The organism is Nocardia sp. NPDC004654 (genome assembly GCF_040609595.1).
Taxonomy (GTDB): Bacteria; Actinomycetota; Actinomycetes; order Mycobacteriales; family Mycobacteriaceae; genus Nocardia.
Window position 1 is genome coordinate 841,318 of record NZ_JBEXKI010000002.1, and the last position, 21,993, is coordinate 863,310.

18 protein-coding genes are annotated in these 21,993 nt (G+C 69.7%); 13 read left to right on the forward strand and 5 right to left on the reverse strand.

The features are described 5' to 3' along the window. Positions 1–40 precede the first annotated feature (40 nt). From ABZV58_RS09645 to ABZV58_RS09690, 10 genes are all read left to right on the forward strand, one after another. Positions 41–850 carry a hypothetical protein gene (locus ABZV58_RS09645; protein ID WP_354999693.1) on the forward strand — a complete coding sequence of 270 codons (810 nt, stop codon included), beginning with the start codon at positions 41–43 and terminating at the stop codon, positions 848–850. Next, a complete protein-coding gene (locus tag ABZV58_RS09650) occupies positions 835–1,686 on the forward strand; it encodes a hypothetical protein (RefSeq protein ID WP_354999694.1) in 852 nt (283 codons plus the stop codon). The genes ABZV58_RS09645 and ABZV58_RS09650 overlap by 16 nt, the downstream gene beginning before the upstream one ends. Next, entirely contained in the window at positions 1,680–3,158 is a 1,479-nt protein-coding gene (locus tag ABZV58_RS09655; protein WP_354999695.1) for a hypothetical protein, read from the forward strand. Before ABZV58_RS09650 ends, ABZV58_RS09655 begins: the two co-directional genes overlap by 7 nt. Next, the gene (locus ABZV58_RS09660) at positions 3,155–4,645 is read left to right on the forward strand and encodes an SCO6880 family protein (RefSeq protein WP_141809824.1); all 1,491 of its coding nucleotides are present in this window, start codon (positions 3,155–3,157) and stop codon (positions 4,643–4,645) included. The genes ABZV58_RS09655 and ABZV58_RS09660 overlap by 4 nt, the downstream gene beginning before the upstream one ends. A gap of 7 nt (positions 4,646–4,652) precedes the next feature. After that, positions 4,653–6,986 (forward strand): hypothetical protein, encoded by a 2,334-nt coding sequence (locus ABZV58_RS09665; RefSeq protein WP_354999696.1) that lies wholly within the window; start codon positions 4,653–4,655, stop codon positions 6,984–6,986. A gap of 79 nt (positions 6,987–7,065) precedes the next feature. Continuing rightward, positions 7,066–7,374: a transposase gene (locus ABZV58_RS09670; RefSeq protein ID WP_067779958.1), complete on the forward strand. Its 309-nt coding sequence runs from the start codon at positions 7,066–7,068 to the stop codon at positions 7,372–7,374. Positions 7,375–7,435: 61 nt separating this feature from the next. Next, positions 7,436–9,100, forward strand: a complete 1,665-nt coding sequence (locus ABZV58_RS09675; protein WP_354999697.1) for a peptidoglycan DD-metalloendopeptidase family protein — start codon at positions 7,436–7,438, stop codon at positions 9,098–9,100. A gap of 101 nt (positions 9,101–9,201) precedes the next feature. Next, positions 9,202–9,729, forward strand: a complete 528-nt coding sequence (locus tag ABZV58_RS09680; RefSeq protein ID WP_354999698.1) for a hypothetical protein — start codon at positions 9,202–9,204, stop codon at positions 9,727–9,729. 40 nt (positions 9,730–9,769) lie between these two features. After that, complete coding sequence (locus tag ABZV58_RS09685) at positions 9,770–11,614, forward strand: TraM recognition domain-containing protein (protein WP_354999699.1); 1,845 nt, start codon at positions 9,770–9,772, stop codon at positions 11,612–11,614. Positions 11,615–11,785: 171 nt separating this feature from the next. Beyond that, positions 11,786–12,148, forward strand: coding sequence for a DUF4913 domain-containing protein (locus tag ABZV58_RS09690; protein WP_354999700.1), 363 nt, complete (start codon positions 11,786–11,788; stop codon positions 12,146–12,148). A gap of 59 nt (positions 12,149–12,207) precedes the next feature. On the opposite strand, the gene ABZV58_RS09695 is transcribed toward ABZV58_RS09690, so the two are convergent. Continuing rightward, the gene (locus tag ABZV58_RS09695; protein WP_354999701.1) at positions 12,208–12,762 is read right to left on the reverse strand and encodes a hypothetical protein; all 555 of its coding nucleotides are present in this window, start codon (positions 12,760–12,762) and stop codon (positions 12,208–12,210) included. A gap of 414 nt (positions 12,763–13,176) precedes the next feature. Continuing rightward, positions 13,177–14,046 (reverse strand): peptidylprolyl isomerase, encoded by an 870-nt coding sequence (locus ABZV58_RS09700; RefSeq protein ID WP_354999702.1) that lies wholly within the window; start codon positions 14,044–14,046, stop codon positions 13,177–13,179. Positions 14,047–14,185: 139 nt separating this feature from the next. Here ABZV58_RS09700 and hisS point away from each other — a divergent pair, with 139 nt between their 5' ends. The 3 genes from hisS to ABZV58_RS09715 all read left to right on the forward strand — a co-directional run bounded on the left by hisS (position 14,186) and on the right by ABZV58_RS09715 (position 17,411). Continuing rightward, on the forward strand, positions 14,186–15,466 hold the full coding sequence (gene hisS / locus ABZV58_RS09705) for a histidine--tRNA ligase (RefSeq protein ID WP_354999703.1): 1,281 nt from the start codon (positions 14,186–14,188) through the stop codon (positions 15,464–15,466). A 126-nt stretch (positions 15,467–15,592) separates the two neighbouring features. Further along, positions 15,593–16,240, forward strand: coding sequence for a hypothetical protein (locus ABZV58_RS09710; RefSeq protein WP_354999704.1), 648 nt, complete (start codon positions 15,593–15,595; stop codon positions 16,238–16,240). Positions 16,241–16,403: 163 nt separating this feature from the next. After that, positions 16,404–17,411: a malate dehydrogenase gene (locus ABZV58_RS09715; RefSeq protein ID WP_354999705.1), complete on the forward strand. Its 1,008-nt coding sequence runs from the start codon at positions 16,404–16,406 to the stop codon at positions 17,409–17,411. A gap of 168 nt (positions 17,412–17,579) precedes the next feature. On the opposite strand, the gene ABZV58_RS09720 is transcribed toward ABZV58_RS09715, so the two are convergent. The 3 genes from ABZV58_RS09720 to ABZV58_RS09730 all read right to left on the reverse strand — a co-directional run bounded on the left by ABZV58_RS09720 (position 17,580) and on the right by ABZV58_RS09730 (position 21,872). After that, positions 17,580–18,731, reverse strand: a complete 1,152-nt coding sequence (locus ABZV58_RS09720) for an FIST N-terminal domain-containing protein (RefSeq protein WP_354999706.1) — start codon at positions 18,729–18,731, stop codon at positions 17,580–17,582. A 100-nt stretch (positions 18,732–18,831) separates the two neighbouring features. Beyond that, positions 18,832–19,911, reverse strand: coding sequence for a 2-oxoacid:ferredoxin oxidoreductase subunit beta (locus tag ABZV58_RS09725; protein ID WP_354999707.1), 1,080 nt, complete (start codon positions 19,909–19,911; stop codon positions 18,832–18,834). Next, positions 19,911–21,872 (reverse strand): 2-oxoacid:acceptor oxidoreductase subunit alpha, encoded by a 1,962-nt coding sequence (locus ABZV58_RS09730; protein WP_354999708.1) that lies wholly within the window; start codon positions 21,870–21,872, stop codon positions 19,911–19,913. The genes ABZV58_RS09725 and ABZV58_RS09730 overlap by 1 nt, the downstream gene beginning before the upstream one ends. Positions 21,873–21,993 lie beyond the last annotated feature (121 nt).

Sequence of the window (21,993 nt, forward strand, 5' to 3'; positions counted from 1 at the left end):
TCTCGCGCACGACGGAGCCGAGCGCCAGCGAGGTGGAGTCGTGAGCGATAGGGACTACGCGCGTGATCGCGTCTCCTTCGGTGCGATCGCGTCCGCGGCGCTGCTCGCGCTTATCGTGATCGTCGGCGCGGTGGTGTATCTGGGTCGCGACGACGAGGCCGCGGGCAACAACGAGGCCGAATTCGCCGCGACCACCGGCGAGGGCTTCGCGGGCCCGGAGGTCGACCTGTTCGGCAGGCGCGTCGACGTCCCGAACAATCCTGCGGGACAACCGCTTCCGCAGGATCCGACGCATCAGCGCAAGCCGTCCGACCCGGACTGGCTGACCGCCGCGCCGGAGGGCACCCTCGCCCCGCGCGGCTGGCAGCGGGTCTACGGCGCGTCGGTGCCGTTCTCCACCTCCGACGGGCCGACCCGCATCGAGGACGGGCTCGCCGTCGGTTACGCGCACACCCCGCAGGGCGCCGCGCTGGCGGCCGCGCAGATCACCTACCGGCTCAACGCCCGCCCCGCCGACCGCGACCTCTACGTGCGGCAGGTGCGCGTCTCGGCGCAGCAGATCGCCGCCTACGACCGCGCGCTCGACGAGGATCGGCTGCCGAAACAACAGCCGGAGAAGGTGACTCGCTACTTCGTCGCCTCCGACGCGTTCAAGGTGGAGAACTACGCCGACGACTTGGCCATCGTCCGGTTCGCCTCGCGCGGGCCCGTCGTCGACGGCAAGCAGCTGTGGGCGGCGCTGCGGTTGGTCATGGTCTGGGACGCGGGCGACTGGCGGCTCAAGCCCGCCACGAGCAACGGCGCGCAGACCGAATACATCGAGTCGCTCGAGGGGTGGACGAAGTGGTGACCGCGGGCCCGGTATCCGGCCGCGGTCGCGCACCGCTGCCCCTGCTCGGTTTCGGCGCGGCGCTGGCGGTGGCGATCGCCGTCGGTGTGACGGTGACCGCGACCCGCGACGGCAGCGTGGCCGCCGAGGTGACCGCGACCGGAACGACGGAACCCGCCGCAGGTCCGCACGGCCTCGTCGGCTTCGCGGGACGGGAGACCGACCTCTTCGGCAGACCGGTCGACGTCCCGGTGAACCCGGCTGGGGTTGCGCTGCAACAGGTTTCGGGTGTGCCGACGCGACCCGATCAGCCGGACTGGCTCACCGCCGCTCCGGCGCCCGCCGAGGGCGAAGGCATCTGGCAGAAGCTGTTCGGCGGTCCCGTCGTGCGCTTCTCCGGCTCGGACGGGCCCGCGCGCATCGAGGGCAACGCCGCCGTCGGTTTCGCGCACACCCCGCGGGGCGCGGCGCTCGCCGCCGAACAGATCTACTGGCGCACCAACGCCAACCCGCGTGATCGAGACCTGCTGCTCCGGCTGGTCGAGGTGTCTCCGCAGTACCTGGCGGAGTACGACCGGCTGGTCGCCGAGGGCAAGGTCTCCGAACGGATACCGGAGAAGCTCAGACCCCTGCTGTTCGCTTCGGACGCGTACCGAATCGAAAGCTACGCCGACGATTCCGCGATCGTGCGGTTCGCGAGAAAGGCACGAGAAACAGTTGATGGCCAACCAACATGGGTGGGCATGCGCCTTGCGGTCGTCTGGCGCGACGGCGATTGGAAGCTCAGGCCGGTGACCGGCGAGCAGCAAGTCCAGATCGAGTCCCTGCGGAGCATCGAGGGGTGGACACGATGGTGAAAAAACTAGTGACGATCCTCGCGGTCATCTTCACCGTGATGATCGCGACGCCGACGGTGGCCTACGGCCAGACCTACGGCTTCGACGAGACGTGCAACGAGATCCACGACACCCTCGACGGTGTCGGCCTGCCGGGGATCTCGCTCGGCGACGCCGCGTCCGCGGTGTGCAAGGCGGGCAACGCCGCGTCGCATCCCGGCGACGCCGCGACCGCCGTCAAGGACAAGGCGTGGGACTCCACCTTCGGCAAGGTGGTGGATTCGCTGATGAACGGCCTCGGCGAGGCCATCATCCTGGCGCTGACGTTCTGGATGAAGGTGCCCAACGAGGCGGCCAGCGACAACGGGTCGTTGTTCACCAGAATCAACGACTACACCTATCAGATCCAGATATTGCTGCTCATAGCCTCGGTCATCCTATCGGGCGCGAGACTAGCCGAGGCGAGGCGCGGCGCGGCGGTGAGCGAAGCGGCCGAGTCCTTCCGCATGTTCGCCAGGGTGGTCTTCAGCTCCTGGATGCTCGGCGCCATCATCGTGGCGGGCACCCAGGCCTCGGATCGCTTCGCCGAGTGGATCATCAACGACTCCACCAACGGAAACGCCAAGGATTTGGCCGAGCTGATGGTGAAAACCAGTAAGCTGCAAGCCTTCTCGCCGGGTCTGGTGCTGATCATCGCGATCGTCGGCCTGCTCGGCGCGCTCGCGCAGATCGTGTTCGCCATCGTCCGCCAAGGACTGCTGATCATCGCGGCGGGCGTGCTGCCGCTGGCGGCCGCCGCGTCCGGCATGAACATCGGCAAGTCGTCGTATCAGAAGCTGATCGGCTGGATCATCGCCTTCATGTTGTTCAAACCGGTGGCGGCGATCGTCTACATGATCGCGTTCACCACGGCGGGCCACGTCGACGGGCTCACCTCGACCACCGGTCTGCCGGAAGGCGAAGAGGCACAGCGCATGCTGGTCGCCATCGTGTTGCTGTGCAGCGTGGCGTTCGTGCTGCCCGCGCTCATGCGTTTGGTCACCCCGGCCGTCGCGATCGTCGGTTCCGGCGGTTCGGGTCTGGCCTGGACGGGCGGCGCCGTGGTCGGCGCGCTGGCGCTCGGGGCCATGGGCACCAAGGCCGTTGGGGTCAAAGCCGCGGCCTCTCCCGGTTCGGCGGGCTACGTCAGCGGCAGCGGCTCGGGCCCGCGTCCGCCGGGTGGCGCGGGCGGCGGACGCGGCGGTGGCGCACCACGTCCCACACCTCCGCGCGGCGGTGGCGGCGGTGGCGCGGCGGGTCAACCACCGCGCGCCTCCGAGCCGCAGGGCTCGGCCGGAGTACCGTCCGGTGCGGCGCGAGCGGCAGGCCGCATCGGCGCGGCGAGAGCCGCGGCGGGCAGTATGCGCAACGCCGACGATTCCATGGGTGATGTGGCAGGCGACCGTTGGGCGAACCGGTCGCCCGACCTCGGGAGGAGCACCATTCCGCGATGACGATGACCGAACCCTACGAGCGCCGCTCCTACGGGCTGTGGCAGAAGCCGCGCAGCGCAGGCCTTTTCGGCCTGCGCTGGGAAGAGACCGTGATCGGCTTCGTCGTCGTGATCACGGCGCTGATCTGCGCGATGGTCGGCGGCTTCCAATGGGGTCTCATCGTCGGCGGCGTCGGCGTCGCCGTGATGGTTCCACTGGTGTGGCGGACGGGGGGCCGCTCCGGCTATGAGACGGGATTGATGATGTTCAACTGGATGCGCTCGCGGAACCGCGGCGAACACGTGTATCGGGGCGGACGGTTCTCCCGGATCCCCGGCGGCGTCACCCGGCTGCCCGGACTGCTCGCGCCCTCGAAGCTGTACGAGGGCATCGACGCGGGCGGCTACAGCTTCGGCATGATCCACCTACCGCAGTTCGCGCAGTACACCGTGGTGCTGCGGGCCTGGCCGCAGGGTCACGAGGCGGTGGACCAGCCGGTCATCGACCGCTGGGTCTCGGCCTGGGGCACCTTCCTCGCCTCGGTGGGCCAGACCAGCGACATCGTGGCCGTGGTGCCGGTCATCGACACCGTTCCCGAGACCGGAAACCGTTTGCTCACCGAGGTTTCCACCATCACCCGCCCCGAAGCGCCGGAACTGGCCCAGCAGGTGATGTACGAGCTGGCCACCGAGCTGCCGCAGGAGCGGGTGCAGCTGCTGCCGCGCGTCGCCATCACGTTCAAGGCCACCACCGCCGAGCGTCGCAAGAACCCAGCCGAGGAGGCCGTCGAGATCGGCAGGCGGCTGCCGGGCATCTGCGCGGCGCTCGCCGAAGCGGGCGTGCGCGCCCAGCCGATGTCGGCCGACGAGGTCATCGCCTTCATCCGGCGCAGCTACGACCCGGCCTCGCAGGCCGACCTCGAGGTCGCGGCCTCCGAACCCGAAGGGCACGGGCTGGATTGGGCCGACGCGGGCCCGGTCTCGCACGACGAGAAGTGGGACCACTTCATCCACGACGGCGGCCGGTCGGTCACCTGGGAGATGGACGCCGCACCCGAGGGCGCGGTGGACGAGCGGGTCTTGCAGCGGCTGCTCGCGCCGAACCCGGAGGTGCCGCGCAAGCGTATCGCCATCGTCTACCGGCCGCACTCGGCCGCCGACGCCGCCGAGATCGTCGACGACGACTTCAAGAACGCGCTGGTGGCGCAGCAAAGCGAACGCGGCGTCGTCTCGGCCGCCGCGACCCTGCGGGTGGGCGCCACCCAGCAGGCCCGTGAGGAACAGGCGAGGGGTCACGGTGTGACCCGCTTCGGGGCGCTGGTGACCATCACCGAGCCCCTGCGCGGCGACCTGCCGCGCATCGAGGCCATCACGCGCGACCTGTCGACCCAGGCGCGTTTGAAGATCCGGCGGTGCTACCGATACCAGGCGGCGGCCTTCGCGGCTTCCCTCGGGTGCGGGGTGATCCTGCCGGAGCACGCGACGATTCCGAAGGCATTGGCGGGGTGAGCGATTCATGGCACGTGACAACGAGCCACCCGTACGGGAGCGCGACGAGGCGGAGGCGCGCCGCGGCAGGCGACGCGAGGACGTCGAACGTGAGGCATGGGGTCGCCCCGCGGCCGAAGGCAGGCCGCATCGCCCGCCCGTCGAGGGCGCGAGCCCACGCGGCGGCGGGCAGCGCTCCGGCACCGAGGAGATGCCCGAGCGGAGGCGGCGTCCGGCCGGGGATCCGGCGCGGGTGAGCGGCGAGGAGCGGACCGGTCTGGGGGAGACGTCCGATCGGGAGCGGCGGCAGCCTCGGGACGCGGGCGAGCGGCGTGCGCGCCCCGCCCGCGCCGACGGCGCCCGTCCCGAGCGGACGCACGCCGACCGCTCTCCGATGGACCGGGCACGCGCCGAGCACGCGCGAGCCGAGCGAGCCGCCCACGAACGCGCGCGCGCCAACGGCGCTCGTCCGCAACGGCCCGCGGACCGCCCGGTGCGCGGCGAGCGGCCGGTCCGCTCCGACAACGGTCGCGGCGGGCGGGCGCCGCAACGCCCGGCGAAGGTCGACTACACCGCCGACCGCGCCATGGGCGCACCGCACGTGGACAAGGCGGCCCGGCGCGCGAAAGCCAAGGCGGACAAGCGCAAACAGTCCGGCCCGCCACTGCTCGACGACTCGACGCGGGCGCGGCTGGAGGCCGTCAGCCGGGAGGGTTCCGGCCTGCGCGCGGCATGGGCGACCTTCCGCATCCGCACCGACGACATCCGCCGCCGCAACTACGCCGCGCGCGCCGAACAGACCATCGAGGACGGATTCGACCGCAGCACAGCCCAACTCACCGACCGCGGCTACGCGGGCGCGGGCGGCGGCCGGATGAACGTGGTCGGCCGCCCCGTCGAATACCGCGCCACGACGGCGCAGGTGGCCGGTCTGTGGCCGTGGTCGGTCGGCGCGGGCGCGCCGCTGATCGGCACGCCGCTCGGCTCGCACCTGCACACCGGAGCGCCGGTTTGCTTCGACCCGATGAACTGGTTCATGCGCGGCAGCTTCATCACCGCGCCGAGCCTGTTCGTGCTGGGCCTCAACGGTTTCGGCAAGTCGTCACTGGTGCGCAGGATCGTGCTCGGCGGTATCGCGCAGGGCATCACGCCGCTGGTGCTCGCCGACGTCAAGCCCGACTACCGCAAGCTGGTGGAGTTGGTCGGCGGTCAGATCATCGACCTCGGCTATGGCCACGGCAAGCTGAACCCGCTGGCGGCCGGGGTGCTCGGCTCGGTGGTGCCGCGGCTGGAAGAGTTCCCCGCGCTGCAACTGCAAGTGCTGCAAGACATGCGGGCCAGGCAGGTCACGCTGATCGCGGGCCTGATCGAGCTGGTGCGCGGCGCGCGGGTGCGCGACTACGAGGAGACGCTCATCTCCACGGCGTTGCGCATCCTCTACCAGCCCGGCAGCGGCTACACCCCGGACCAGCCGCCGATCATGGAGAACCTGCTGGAGGTGATCCAGGCGGGCGGCGAGGAGCTCCAGCTCGACGCGGGCGCCGACGATCCCGCCGAATACCAGGTCGCGATCAAGAACCTGCGCCGCTCGCTGCGCGCGCTCACCCAGGGCCCGTTCGGGGCGGTCTTCAACGGCCAGACCTCGGTGCCGATCGACACCGAGGCGGTCGCCGTCTGCATCGACGTCTCGCACATCCCGACCGGCGACAAGAAGCTCAAAGCCGCTGTGATGCTGGCCTGCTGGGCCGACGGCTTCGCCTCGGTGGAGGCCGCGCACGTGCTGGCCGACGCGGGTCTCGGCCCGCAGCGCTACTTCCAGGTGGTGATGGACGAGCTGTGGCAGGTGCTCGGCCTCGGCGACTTCATGGTCGACCGCGTCGACGAGCTGACCCGTCTGCAGCGCGGCCTGGCCACCGCGCTGATCATGATCAGTCACACGATCAAGGACCTGCAGGCGCTCGGCTCGGAAGCCGCGATCGCCAAGGCGCTCGGCTTCCTGGAGCGGGCCCGCGCCAAGATCTTCGGCGCGCTGCCCGCCGAGGAGGTCAAGCGGCTCGACAGCACAGTGCCGTTCACCTCCGCCGAGGAGGACATGGTGACCGGATGGTCGGCGCCGCAAGCGCTGACGGGTGAGGCGCTGAAACCGGGCCAGCAGCGCCCCTCTCCGCCGGGCACGGGTAAATTCCTGCTGAAGATCGGTGAGGATCGGCGTCCCGGCATTCCCTTCCACATGGAATTCACGTTGTCGGAGAAGGAAAGCGGGATTCACGACACGAACCAGCGGTTCAGTGAATTCACCGGCGGCCCGAATACCGAATCCACCGCGCGTGGCGGTGAATCCCCGAACGGGAGCGCGGCATGAGATACCGTCCAGGACGCGAAGCAACAGGGATCGGCCGAGCGCCTGGATGGGCGGTGTTGTTCGGCGGAAGGAGTGCCGCATGATGCCGCATCGTTCGTATCGCAGAGTGTCGCCGGAAGTGCGAAAGGCCGCCGTCGAGCAGGTCATCGCGCTGACCGGCAAGCTACGCAGTGAATCCGAGGCATGCCGAGTGGTCGCCGAGCAGATCGGCGTCCACACCAACTCGGTGCGCAATTGGGTGCGCGCCGCGGAAGGCCCCGGGCTGGAACGCATGGACGCGACCGCGCTGCGCCGGAAAGTGGCGCTGCTGCAACAACAATTGGCTGCCGCCGCCGAAATGAACCGCACCCTCGCCGACACCCTGAACGAAGCCCGACGCCACACGTGACCATTTTCCCCGAGTCGCATTCGATTACCTGCGCCCCGCCGCGTCCCCGTGCGAGGGCGTGGTGACCGCCCGCAGCGTGTTGTGGACGGCCCTCGGCGCGGTGATCGGACTGATCGCCCTGGTACTCGTCGTGGTGCTGCCCGCCGTCGAGGACCCGTGCGAGGACGCGTCGGTGCTCGGCCCCTCACAGACCGCGCTGCCACCGCTGGGCGGCGACGTGCCGGGCGACAGTCCCGCCGGCGCCGCCGAACCCACTGCCTCCCAGGCGAATCCGAGCGTCACGGGCACGCCCTCGCTGGCCGCGGGCATCGGCCCGATCCGGCGCACCCTGCCGATGGCCGCGGGCACCTTCACGATCTCGGACACCTTCGGCTCCCGCAACGGCGGGCACCGCGGCGTCGATATGGCGGCGAGCGACGGCACCCCGATCTTCTCGGTCGCCGACGGCCGGGTGGTGGCGGCCGGACCGGCCTCGGGTTTCGGCAACTGGATCGTCGTCGACTCGGTAGACACCAACGGCCGGTCGTATTCGGCGGTGTACGGACACATGTGGGACCACGGCGTGCTGGTGCGGGTGGGGCAGAGCGTGCGTGCGGGTCAGCAGATCGGCGCGGTCGGCTCGGCGGGCGAATCCAGCGGCCCGCACCTGCATTTCGAGATCGTCCCCGGTGGTCGCTTCACCGGCGGCCGTCAGATCGACCCGCTGCCCTGGCTGGACGGCGCGCCGACGCCGGATCTCGGCGGCGCGCAGTGGTACTCCGCCGATCCGCGTTGCCAGCGCGGTTTCGGCAGCGCGGGCGGCGCGTTGGCCGCGGGCAAGGTGCCCCAGGAACTCGAGATCTGGTACCGCCGTGCGGGTTCGCTCTGCCCGCAGATCACGTCCTCGTTGCTGGCCGCCCAGGGCAGGCAGGAGTCGGGCTTCCGCAGGGGTCTCACCTCGCCAGCGGGCGCGCAGGGTCTCGCGCAGTTCCTGCCCGGCACCGCGGCCGCGACCAACCCCGACGACGGCAGGCCGTATGTCATCGACGCCGACGGCAACGGCGTGGCCAGCGTGTGGGACGACGGCGACGCGATCATCGGGCAGGGCCGCTACATGTGTGCCATCGCCCGCAAGGTCACCCAGTGGGTGGCCGAAGGGCGCGTCCAGGGGGATGTCACCGCGCTGACGCTGGCCGCCTACAACGCGGGCGAGGGCGCGGTGCTCGCGTCGGGCGGCATGCCGAATCAGTATGCGGCGCACTACTCCGAGACCCGGCCCTACGTGGCGAACATCCTCGCGATGGAACCGCAGTACCGGGCACCGGGTTCGACCGGACGCTTCAGCCCGCAGGAGGGCAGCGGCGGCGAACAGATCCTGGAGGCCGCGCACGACTGGCTCGGCACACCGTACGTGTGGGGCGGCGGCGGGCCGCAGGGTCCCACCGGCGGCGGCATGGACGGCCCCGGCCTGACCGCGGCCGCGGTGTTCGCGGCCTCCTCGGGTGCGGTGACGTTGCCGCGCACCGCCGAGCAGCAGTGGGAGGCGGGCGTCGAGGTGCCGAGAAGCAAGGCGCAGCCGGGGGATCTGGTGTTCAGCTCCTTCGGGCCGCGCGGGCCCGCGGAGGTGGGAATCTACGCCGGTGACGGACGCATGATCCAGTCCGTGCCGGGTTCGGGCGCGCGGTCGGGCGGCGGCGTGATCGAGGTCGCGGTGCCCGGCGACGCACGGCTGCGGAGGGTACTGTGAGCGAACACGCCGAGGCGCGAGTGCTGATCGGACCACCACCGTGTCGGTCCGGGCGGTTAGCCTTGAAAGACAGAGCAACTGCACGCGCGAAACTGGTGGTGATGCTGGTGGTGAGCGTGGCGATGACGATCGCGGCCTGCGGGCGTGACCAGACCGGCGAATCGGGTTCCGGTGCGCCGCAGCCCGCCACGTCCACGACCAGACTGCTCGAGAACGTTCCCGCGCCGGATCCGGTGACGCCGGACGGTGTCGCGGTGGCGGCGCTGCGCGAGATCTACACCTGGCGGCCCGCGAGCGAGGCGCCGGGCGATTCGCTGGCTCGGGCGCGAAAATGGCTGGGGCCCAGCATGATACGAATGCTGGACGGCGAGCCGTCGGTCACCGAGACGCCCAAGCCCTCGCTGCAGTGGTCGGACTGGGCCAAGGCGAAGGCCACCGTCGAGGCGTTCACCTTCGCTTCGGGGGACCGGCCGCCGCCGGGGCCCGATCCGGACCTGGCGCAGTTCAAGATCGGCATCGAGCAGACCGTCGTCTTCCCGAACGGGCGCAAGGAACCGCTGGCGCCCGCGACGGTGATCGCCACCGTGGTGCGCACGCCCGACGGCTGGCGGCTCGACGCGTTCCGCTGACCACACGCTTTCGACCGCACGGCGATTCGAGGAGACAGACATGGCAAAGAAGAAGAAGGTGACGGATCCGGCGATACCCGGTCCCGATCTCGGCCTGTTATCGGTCTACGCCGGTGCCGTGGTAATCGGAACGCTTTTACTGGCGCTGCATCTCGGCAACGCGATGGCGGCCGAGCCGCAGGACCTGCCGATGAACCCGATCGAGATCGTCGCCGGGCTGGCGCGCCGCAAGTACACCTGGCCGACCGGCGCGACGGTGATCCTGCTGCTCGTGGTGTCGTGCGCCGTCGCCTACCTGGTGGTGCGCAAGCAGATGACCAAGCGCAAGACCAAAGGCGCACTGCCGGTGGACGAGAAGGCGCAGCACATGGGATCGGGTGGCGCGATCCGCGCGCTCACCGAGGCGGGCGTGCGCGAGAAGGCCGAACAGCTCGGGATGAACCTCGGCTACGACGACGCGCCCGGCGTGCCGATCGGCGTCGGCGTCGCGGACGGTGTCATGTTGTACGGCTCCTACGAGGATCTGCACCTGGACATCTGGGGTCCGCGCCAAGGCAAGTCGACTTCACGGGTCATCCCGGCGATCCTGTCCGCCATCGGCCCTGTGCTGTCCACCTCGAACAAGCGCGACGTCGTCGACGCGACCCGCGACGTGCGAGAGTCCAAGGGCAGCCCCACGTTCGTGTTCGATCCGCAGGGCGTCGCCGACGAGAGTCCCAGCTGGTACTGGAACCCGCTGGACTGGGTCGACGCGCGACACGAGGGCTGTGAGATGCGCGCGCAGCGACTGGCCGGGCACTTCGCCGACGCCGACAACGGCACCGAGTCCAAGTCGGACGAGTTCTTCGATCCCGAGGCCGAGGATCTGCTCGCCGCGCTGTTCCTCGCCGCGGCGGTCGGGCAGCGGCCGATCGTGCAGGTCTGGGACTGGGTCACCAACCCGGTCGACACCGAGCCGATCGAGTTGCTGCGCAACGCCCGCCACCACTACATGGCCTCCGGGCTTGCGATGCAGTACAACGCCGATCCCCGCACCCGCAGCGGCATTTTCGGCACCGCCAAGAAGATGGTGCGCTGTCTGCAGCTGTCCAACGTGCACGATTGGATCCTGCCCGGCGCCGATCCGAGCACCGGCCAGACCCGCAGGCAGTTCGACGAGCTCGAGTTCATCGAGCGCAACGGCACACTGTACTGCCTCTCGCTGGAAGGGCGCGGTTCGGCGGCCCCGCTGGTGAGCGCCCTGACCGAGGCCGTGATCGACGTGGCAATGCGCAAGGCGTCTCGCTCGCGCGGCGGTCGCCTGCCCATCCCGCTGCTCGCGGTGCTGGACGAGGCCGCCAATGTGGTGCGCTGGAAGGATCTGCCGAAGCAGTACAGCCACTTCGGTTCGCGTGGCATCGTCGTGATGACGGTGTTGCAGTCCTGGGCGCAGGGCGCGCGATGCTGGGGCGACGCGGGCATGCTCGCGCTGTGGTCGGCGGCCAATATCAAGGTGCTCGGCAGCGGCGTCGACGACATGAACTTCCTGCGCGATCGATCCGAGGCGATCGGCGATTACGACTCCATCTCCGGTTCGGTCTCGGAATCCAAAGGCAGCAAGAGTTATTCGCGATCACTGGGTTCGTCGAGGACGTTCAACGTCAATGCGCTCGCCACGCTGCCGCGTGGCCGCGCGATCGTCTTCACCTCGGGTCAGCCCGCGGTGCTCATCCGAACGGTTCCGTGGTGGGAGGGCGAGTACGCTGCGGACGTGAAGAAGTCGATCGCGCAGCACGATCCGCAACGCAAGACCGAGATCACCGACCTGATCGGCTCACCCTCGCTGACCAAGGTCCCACCGCAACAACCCGACGCCGGGCAAGTCGAGGAGGTTCGGCCCCTGTGAGCACGCGTAGTGAACGAACCATGTACACAGCACCTCCGGTCGCGATGGAGCCGAGTGTCAGTGAGGCGCAGTCGTGAGGGAGCGTAGCGAGCGAACCATGTACACAGCACCTCCGGTCGCGACGGAGCCGAGCGACAGCGAGGCGAAGTCGTGACCGAACAGCAGCAGCAAATGATTTACACCAACGTCGTCGAATTCGTCGAGAACTACCTGAGTCTGGTCTACCGGCGGCAGGTGACCGATATCAGCGAAACGGTGTGGTGCCCCGAATGGTGGAAGCACGCCGAGGCGGTGGCGCGACTGGACGCGCTGTGGCGCGCCTGGGAGCACTACCGCATGGAACCGAGTACCGGGCTGAGTATCTGGTTCCTCGACCACGCCGACCCGCACATGACCAAGCTGTTCGACCCGCGCGGGCCGTTCAAGTACTGCAGTGTGCGCAACGGGCACAAGGACATGCTGAGCCCGCTGCCGCTGAAGTCGCCCGCGCAAGGCATGTTCGGCGATCCGACGGTCGGCGACTTCCGGGTCTAGAAACCAAGACGCCCGCTGAAATCAGCGGGCGTTCTTGATGATTCAGTTTTCCGGGCGGATTACTGCCTGGTGCGTTCGAGACCGCGGGCGTCCGGCTCGCGACCGCGCGCCGCGACGGAGCGGTTCTCCTCGGTGCGGGCTCGGACCGCTTCCTCCGGCGGTTGTCCCTGCCCTACCTCGATGAGCATGCGGACCGCCGCCAACTCCGGTGCGACGCCGATGCGCGAGAGATGCGCCGCGATCGCCATACGCCGCTCGGCCGAATCGTACCGAACGACCGGTTGTTTCGCGGCGGACGCGGTGGCCGCCATACGAGTGGCTTCGGCCTGCGCGGAGAAACGATCCTTCTCCAGTGAAATGCCTTTGGCCGGAGCCGCTTTCTCCACCATGCGCGCGAGCTCGAGGTTGCGCGGGTCCTTGGCCTTGGCGTCGCGCGCCTCCCGAATCTGGAGTTCGCGAGCCTCTTTCACGCGGGCCTCGGTGATCTTGGCGCGCGCCTCGGCTTCCTTCTGACCACGCTCACGGGTGCGCAGTGCGACCAGGGTCGCCAGCTGCAACATACTCTTCATCATGGCCGCGGTTTCCCGGCCGATGTCGTCCAGTTCCTCGGACATGGCTGCTCCCCGATGCTGCAGTGATCACTATGGATGATTGTGGTGCTTCGTCACGGACACCGCCACGCGGAACTGTAGCCCGTCGGCGGGTGCCCCGCCTGCAAACGTGGACACCAGGAGGACTCGTGTCGTCGGCATCCCTTGTGGCTGGGGATCGCCCATTTTAGGGATGGCTACGCTACGCGAACTCCTTGTTTCGAGATTACCCGAGAAACGCGTGGCACAACCGTACGGACGTGCCGGTAACAGCATATATCGCACAATTCCGACACGCGCAGCGAAGCGCCGGAGTAGTTACGGCACATGTCCTGTGCCGCCGGATAATTAGGCTCGCCTACCCTCAGTTGTCGTAGCGCACAAGGCTCGGGCCCGGCCGCCGGGGACGGCGCCGGGCCCGAAGAAGTTGCCGGAGATTCAGTCCAGCTGAACCGACTGGATGGTCACCGGGGCGCTGGGCTTGCCGTCGCCGGGACCGTTGGAGTTGTCCTGGCCGATCTGCGCGATCTTGTCCAGCGTCGCCATGCTGTTCTCGTCCACCGTGCCGAAAATGGTGTACTGCGGCGGCAGCTGTGAGTCGCCGTAGACGATGAAGAACTGGCTGCCGTTGGTGCCGGGGCCCGCGTTGGCCATGGCCAGCGTGCCGCGCTTGTAGTCGATCGGCATCTGGCTGCTCGGGTCGCCCTCGGCGTACTGATCGGTCGGGTACTCGTTGTCGAATTCGTAACCGGGACCGCCCATTCCGGTGCCGGTCGGATCGCCGCACTGGAGCACCTTCAGGCTCTCGTCCGCGGTCATCCGGTGGCAGTCGGTGCCGTCGAAGTAGTTCTGGGTGGCCAGACTCACGAAGCTGTTGACGGTGCAGGGGGATCCGGCGTTGTTCAGGGTCAGGCCGATCGGGCCCTGATTGGTGTCCATGCTCACGCTGACCTTGGCGTCCCCGCCGGTGGTGGGGATGCCCTGCGCCTTGGACGGCTTCTGCACCGGCTTGTCGGCGGGCTTGGCGCCGTCGCGGTAGGTGCAGTCGACCAGCTCGGGCTTGGCCTTGGCGTTGGGCGGCGCGGCGGCGGACAGCGACGCGTCCTTCGTCTCGGAGGCGCTGTTCTGGTTGTCCTCGCCCTTGGTGAGGAAGTAGACGCCGGTGACGGCCGCGACCGCGACGACCACACCGAGCACGGATCCGGCGATGGTCAGTTGCTTGCGTCGGCGCGCGCGTTCGGCCCGGTTGGCCAATTGGCGCTCGAGCTTGCGCTTGGCCGCTGCTCGTCGCTGTTCGTTGCTCGGCACTACCACGTTCCTCCCGTGTCGGCTTGCTTCCGAGGTAAGAGTGTGCCATCTCTTCCTGAGACCGCTCGGCAGTTCCTCGTACGGGTCGGAGGCAAACCGGTTGGACTTGACGGGCGGTGGTGGTGGAAACTGGACCATCGTGACCAAGACCAGCAGCTTCTCCGCCCCGCGGGGGGTACCGGACTACGTGCCTCCCGGCTCCGCCGAGTTCGTCGCCGTGCGCGACGGCCTCGTGCATGCGGCCCGACTGGCCGGGTACGGGCACATCGAGCTGCCGGTGTTCGAGCAGACCGCGCTGTTCGCGCGCGGCGTCGGCGAGTCCACCGACGTGGTCAGCAAGGAGATGTGGACCTTCGCCGACCGCAAGGGCGAGAGCTTCACCCTGCGCCCCGAGGGCACAGCGGGCGTGATGCGCGCCGTGATCGAGCACGGCTTGGACAAGAGCGGTCAGCTGCCGCTCAAACTGTGCTACGCGGGGCCGTTCTTCCGCTACGAACGCCCGCAGGCCGGTCGCTACCGGCAGTTGCAGCAGGTCGGCGTCGAGGCGATCGGCGTGGACGACCCGGCGCTGGACGCCGAGGTCATCGCGATCGCCGACGCGGGCTATCGCGGCCTCGGTCTGGACGGGTTCCGGCTGGAGATCACCTCGCTCGGCGACGAGACTTGCCGTCCGCAGTACCGCGAGCTGTTGCAGGACTTCCTGTTCGGCCTGCCGCTGGACGAGGAGACCAAACGCAGGGCGCAGATCAACCCGCTGCGCGTGCTGGACGACAAGCGTCCCGAGGTCCGCGAGCTCACCGCCGACGCTCCGTTGATGATCGATCACCTCTCCGAGAGCGCCAAGACGCACTTCGAGCAGGTCCTCGGCCACCTCGACGCGCTCGGCGTGCCCTATGTGCTGAACCCGCGGATGGTGCGCGGCTTGGATTACTACACCAAGACCACCTTCGAGTTCGTGCACGACCAGCTGGGCGCGCAGTCCGGCATCGGCGGCGGCGGCCGCTACGACGGGCTGATGGCCGAACTCGGCGGGCAGCCGCTGTCGGGCATCGGCTTCGGTCTCGGCGTCGACCGCACCGTGCTCGCGCTGGAAGCCGAGGGCAAGTCGGCGGCCGTTCCCTCGCGCTGCGAGGTGTTCGGCGTGCCGCTGGGCGACGCGGCCAAGCAGCGCCTCGTCGTGCTCGCGGCGCAGCTGCGCGGCGAGGGCATCCGCGTCGACCTCGCCTACGGCGGGCGCGGCGTCAAGGGCGCGATGAAGGCGGCCGACCGCTCCGGCGCGAAGTTCACCGTGGTGCTCGGCGACCGCGACCTGGCCGAGAACAGCATCGCCGTGAAGGACATGGCGACCGGCGACCAGCGGCACGTGCCGCTCAGCGAGGTCGTCGGCGTCCTGCGCGAGGCGCTGATCGCGGGGCACTGACCCGGCTCGGCGGGCAGGGCGCGGGGACGAAAGCCCCGTGCCCCGCCCAACGCCGTACTCCTCGGATACGCGCGCGGTACCGTGTCTGCGCACCGCCGGTGCGGTGACCTTGCGGAGAGGTGGAGAGTGGACGCGAATCCTGGTCAGCCGGAACCGGTTCCGCCGGTCGGACTCGATCTCGTCGCACCCGAGATGTACGAGCCGATGCTGCGCAGGCTGGCGCTGGCGGCGGCCGGCGTCGGGATCGGCGCGGCGCTGCTCGCGGCGACCGTCGTCGAGTGGCCGATCGCGGTCGCCATCGGTCTGGTCGTCGGCCTGCCCACCGTGGGCTACGCCTTGGCGCTGCGACGCCGCCGGATGTGGGTGACGGGTACCACCATCCACGCCCGCCGGGTGTTCGGCGAGCGGCGAGTCGAGGTCGCGGCGGCCACCGGCGTCGAGCTCCTGGTCTTTCCCGCGCGGCTGAGCCGCATCGCGCTGCGCGTCACCGCGGGCCCGGACGTCCAGCTGATCCCGCTCGCCATGTACACCGACGCGGGCAGCGGACGGGAGCTGCACCTGCTCGGGCTGCGCAAGCTCGCCGATGCACTCGCGGCCAGCCACCTGGCCGCCGCGATCGCGGTCTCGGCGCTGCTCGTGCACCAGTTGCGCGCCGAAGCGCGCGACGCTCGCCTGGAGGAGCGCCCCCTCTACCGCGCGGTGCAACTGGCCCGCGCCAAGGACTACGTCTCGCCGGTCGTGCTCAGCGACCGCGAGATCGCCGAACTCGGCTGATCCATCTGTTCCCACACGCTCCGTGTACGCCCCACACAGGCGGTGCCTATGTGCGGCGTACACGGGCTGTGTGAGGCGTGAGGCGTTGCTCACGGGCGCGTTTCGACCGCCGTGAGGCTGAGTAGGGTTGGGCCTGAGTATCCGTTCGACGCAAGGAGTTCGCGTGAGCACCGCCGCTCGGAACACGCCCGTGACCGTTGCCGTGACCGGTGGAGCCGGGCAGATCGCCTACGGTCTGCTGTTCCGTATCGCCTCCGGCGCGATGCTCGGACCGGAGACTCCCGTGCGGCTGCGGCTACTCGAGATCCCCGCGGCGGTCGCCTCCCTGGAGGGCGTGGCGATGGAACTCGAGGACGGTGCGTTTCCGCTGCTGGACTCCATCGACATCAGCGACGATCCGTGGGTCGGCTTCGCGGGCGCCAACATCGCGCTGCTGGTCGGCGCGCGCCCGCGGACGGCGGGCATGGAGCGTTCCGATCTGCTGGCAGCCAACGGCCCGATCTTCACCGAGCAGGGACAGGCCATCAACGCCAGCGCCGGCGACGATGTCAAGGTGCTCGTCGTCGGCAACCCGGCCAACACCAACGCGTTCATCGCCATGAGCAACGCCCCGGACGTGCCCGCCGAGCGTTTCACCGCGATGACCCGCCTCGACCACAACCGCGCCATCGCCCAGCTGGCCAAGAAGACCGGCGCGCCCGCCGCCGACATCGCCCGCGTGACGATCTGGGGCAACCACTCCGCCACCCAGTACCCCGACATCGGCCACGCCACCGTCGCGGGCCGCCCAGCCCTCGACCTGGTCGACGCCGCCTGGCTGCGCGACGATTTCATCCCGACCGTGCAGCAGCGCGGCACCGCCATCATCCAGGCCCGTGGCGCGTCCTCGGCCGCCAGCGCGGCCAGCGCCGCCATCGACCACATCCACGACTGGGTCCTCGGCACCCCCGCGGGCGACTGGACCTCGATGGCTGTCCCGTCCGACGGCTCCTACGGCGTCCCCGAGGGCCTTATCAGCTCGTTCCCGGTGACCTGCGCCGACGGCGGCTACACCATCGTCCCGGACCTCTCGCTCGACGAGTTCTCCCGCGCCCGCCTCACCGCCACGGTCACCGAACTGGAACAGGAACGCGAGGCCGTCGTCGACCTCGGTTTCGCCAAGCGCGGCTGATCCGGCCGCCGAGCGCCGGACCGACAAGGCGATCGCCGGACTTCGCAGATCATCCACCCGCCTCGCGGCGAACATGGGACGCAACCCCGCGAGGCGGGTGCGATCTCCGCGAGGTCAGGCGACGATCCAGCTTGTCGTGCCGCGGCGGAGGGCGCTGGACGGTGACGCTCACTCGCCGAACAGCGCCATCGACGCGGTGAACCCGTGCAGTGCGTTGCGGCCCGCGACCGGGCCGATCTCGCCCGCGGCGAAGAAGCCCGCGAGCGGAATGTCGCCGAGTATGTCCTCGATGGCGGTGGCGTCGTGATCCGCGACCCCGAACATTCGCCTGCCGCGTCCGTTGCAGGTGAACAGCAGGGCGCCCGCGGGGCGGCCGGGGAGCGCCGCGCGGGCCTGCGCGAGTGCGGCGCGCAGATCCCGGTCGGCCACGTCCGCGTCGCGGACCTGGAACTGCACGGTGGTGCCGACCTCGACTTCCTCGCCGATTTCGATCGCACCGCTCGCCGGGTCGGCGCCGAGCAGCCCGCGGATCAGGAAATCGCCCTGGCCCGGGGTGGCCAAGTGTTCGTCGACCACGATGCCGATCTGTACGCCACGCGCCACCAACTCCTGCTGATCGGGCGGTAGCGCGTCGACGATCTCGCGCAGCCGCCAGATCGGCGATCGGCCGCCGAGTTCGGTGATCACCGCGCCACTCGCCTCGGTGACGATGTAGGGCTGTCCGATCGGGCGGCAGCCCTGCGACACGACCGGCACACCGCACAGCCCGGGAAGTCGCACGCCGACCGCACCCGAGGACACCACCTCGTGGTCGCGGAACAGCCTGCTCCCGCCGGGACGTGGGCCGCCGCTCACGAGCCCGCCCATCACGACGGTGCCGGGCATATCGGAGTTCATGTGCTCGAGCAGCGCTTCGGCCGGGAAGGTGAAGGGGTCGGGCAGCAACAGGTGGAAATCGTGCGCGGTGCGGTCGAAGCGATAGCCGGCGAGCAGCCCGCCCGAGGTCGTCGGGACGAAGTCCAGTTCGAACGTCTCGGCGGGCGCACCGGACGCCAGCCACACCGCCACCGCGGGTTCGTCCTCGAGCTCGCGCCGCCCGGCCACGATCGCGTGCGCCACGCATCCGACGAGCGCGGGCACGCGGACCGCTTGATGGACGCCGTCGAGCACAGCGGAAGCCTCATGCCTGTGTGCCCGCGACGCGAGGAGCACCGCGAGCGAGGGCGACGCACCCGCGAGCCGGTCGCGCGCACGCAGCGCAGCCTCCGCGCCGGCGTCCTTGGCGTCGGGCGCGGTGGAGAGTCCGACCGCGATCCGCACAAATCCATCGTAGGGCGCGGTGATCGCAGGGACACCTCACACAGCTATCTGCTTCGCAAGGGTCGCAGCCGCTGCGAAGCGTGCGGAGGTGGCGCGAGGGTCAGGCGACGGTCCAGGTTTCCGGGCCGGTGAGGAGGGTTTGGAGGGAGTCGGGGGTGAGGGGGTTGCGGTCGGCGACGGCGGTGTTCTGGGCGCGCACGGCGTCGTCGTAAGTGGGGCGAGTGGCGCTGCGGAAGATACCGGTGACTACATGGCCCAAATCCTGGTCGGACAGGCGGGAGAGGGCGTAGGCGTATTCCGGGTCGTCTGTGTAGGCGTCGTGCACCACGATGTCGGCCTCCTCGACCTCCGCCGCGCGGACCACACGCAGGCCGAAACCGCTTCGCACGACGGCGAATTCGCCTTCGGCGCCGAAACGCAGCGGCTGTCCGTGGTGCAGCGGGATCAGTCGCGATTCGGCATCGCCGCGGCGCAGGACGTCGAAGGAGCCGTCGTTGAAGATCGGGCAGTCCTGCAGGATCTCGACGAAGGACGTGCCGCGGTGTTCGGCGGCGGCGCGCAGCACCTCGGTGAGTCCCGCGCGGTCGGAGTCGATGGCGCGGGCGGCGAAGGTGGCCTCGGCTCCCAGCGCGAGCGAGAGGGTGTTGAAGGGGTGGTCGACCGAGCCCATGGGCGTGGACTTGGTGATCTTGCCCTGCTCCGAGGTGGGCGAGTACTGGCCCTTGGTCAGGCCGTAGATGCGGTTGTTGAACAGCAGGATCGTCATGTTCACGTTGCGGCGCAACGCGTGGATCAGGTGGTTGCCGCCGATGGACAGCGCGTCGCCGTCGCCGGTGACGACCCAGACCGAGAGATCCGGGCGCGTCACGGCCAGACCGGTGGCGATGGCGGGCGCGCGGCCGTGGATGGAGTGGATGCCGTAGGCCTCCAGGTAGTACGGGAAGCGGCTGGAGCAGCCGATCCCCGACACGAACATCAGGTTCTCCCTGCGTAATCCGAGCTCGGCGAGGAACCCGCGCACGGTCGCCAGGATGACGTAGTCGCCGCAGCCGGGGCACCAGCGGACCTCCTGATCGGAGGTGAAGTCCTTGACCTTCTGCGGTCCGTCCGCGCCGGGCACTCCGGACACGCCGGAGAGGCCGAGATCCGTTCCGACGAGCGAGGTTTCGACGATGGTCATCAGTTGCCCCCGATCCGCTCGGCGGTGGCCGCGCGTCGTGCGTCCTGTGTCCGATAAGTGGCCCGCGCACGGGCGGTGAACGCCTTGTCCTGTTCCATGTCCTCGATGGAGCCGTCGAGCGCGGCGTCGATGACGCCGACGAGTTCCTGCGCCGAGAAGGCGGTACCGGCGATCTTCGTCCACGGCTGCACGTCCACCAGGTACTTGGCGCGCAGCAGCATGGCCAGCTGGCCGCCGTTCATCTCCGGCGCGACCACCGTCCGATAGCGGCGCAGCACCGCGCCGAGGTCGGGCGGCAACGGATTCAGATGCCGCAGGTGCGCCTGGGCGACCGGGACGCCGCGACGGCGGGCGCGGCGGCAGGCCTCGCCGATCGGACCGTAGGAACTACCCCAGCCGATCAGTAGCAGCTCGGCGCGCCCGTCGGGGTCGTCGACCTCGAGCCGGGGGACGGCGATGCCGTCGATCTTGGCCTGCCGCAGCCGGACCATCAGCTCGTGATTGGCGGGCTCGTAGGAAATGTTGCCGCTGCCGTCGGCCTTCTCCAGTCCGCCGATGCGGTGCGCGCGCCCCTTCGTGCCCGGCACGGCCAGCGGGCGGGCCAGGGTTTCCGGATCGCGGGCGTAGGGCTGGAATCCGGTCTCGTCATCCGCGTCGGGTTCGAAGCCGGGATCGATGGGCGCCAGTTCCGCGACGTTCGGAATCGCCCACGGCTCCGAGCCATTGGCGATAGCGCCGTCGGAGAGCAGCAGCACGGGAGTGCGATAGGTGAGCGCGATCCTGGCCGCCTCCACGGCGGTGGCGAAGCAGTCGGCGGGGGAGCGCGGCGCGAGCACCGCCACCGGGGACTCGCCGTTGCGGCCGTGCAGCGCCTGCAACAGGTCCGCCTGCTCGGTCTTGGTGGGCAGACCCGTGGAGGGCCCGCCGCGCTGCACGTCGACGACCACCAGCGGCAGCTCGGTCATCACCGCCAGACCGATCGTCTCGCTCTTCAGCGCGAGACCGGGCCCGGAGGTGCTGGTGACGCCGAGCGCGCCGCCCAGCGCGGCCCCGAGCGCCGCGCCGATGCCCGCGATCTCGTCCTCGGCCTGGAAGGTGGTGACGCCGAAGTGCTTGTGCTTGCTCAGCTCGTGCAGGATGTCGGAGGCGGGCGTGATCGGATAGGTGCCGAGGAAGACCGGCAGCCCGGCCAGCTGTCCCGCCGTCACCAGTCCGTAGGCCAGCGCGGTGTTGCCGGTGATCTGGCGGTAGGTGCCCGGCGCGAGGGTGGCGGGCGCGATCTCGTAGGTGGTTGCGAAGGCTTCGGTGGTCTCGCCGTAGTTCCAGCCCGCGCGGAAGGCGAGCACGTTGGCCTCGGCGATGTCGGGCTTGCCCGCGAACTTCTCGCGCAGGAAGCGTTCGGTGCCGCCGATCGGCCTGCCGTACATCCAGGACAGCAGGCCGAGCGCGAACATGTTCTTCGCGCGCTGGCCGTCCTTCTTGCCGACCTCGGCGGGTTCGGTGGCGGCGAGCGTCAGCGAGGTCATCGGCACCTGGTGCACCACGAAATCGGTGAGCGAGCCGTCCTCCAGCGGGTCGGTGGGGTAGCCGACCTTGGCGAGGGCGCGCTTGGTGAACTCGTCGGTGTTCACGATGACGGTCGCCCCGCGCGGCAGGTCCTCGAGGTTCGCCTTGAGCGCCGCCGGATTCATCGCCACCAGCACGTCGGGCTGGTCACCCGCGGTGAGGATGTCGTAGTCGGCGATCTGGATCTGGAAGGACGAGACGCCGGGTAGCGTGCCCTGCGGCGCGCGGATCTCGGCGGGAAAGTTCGGCTGGGTGGCCAGGTCGTTGCCGAACGCGGCCGCTTCGTGGGTGAAGCGGTCGCCGGTCAGCTGCATTCCGTCGCCGGAGTCCCCGGCGAACCGAATGACGACCTTTTCCAGTTTGGCTGTGCCGACATCGTTTTGGTGCGAAACCATATGCCTGCTTCACTTCCTCGTCGAGTGAGAGGTGCCATGGCCAACCTACTCCGCCTCAGGCGGGTATCGCCGCTGAAGCGCGCAGTCCGCCGCGGATTGATTTCCCGAGGTCGGGCGGGTC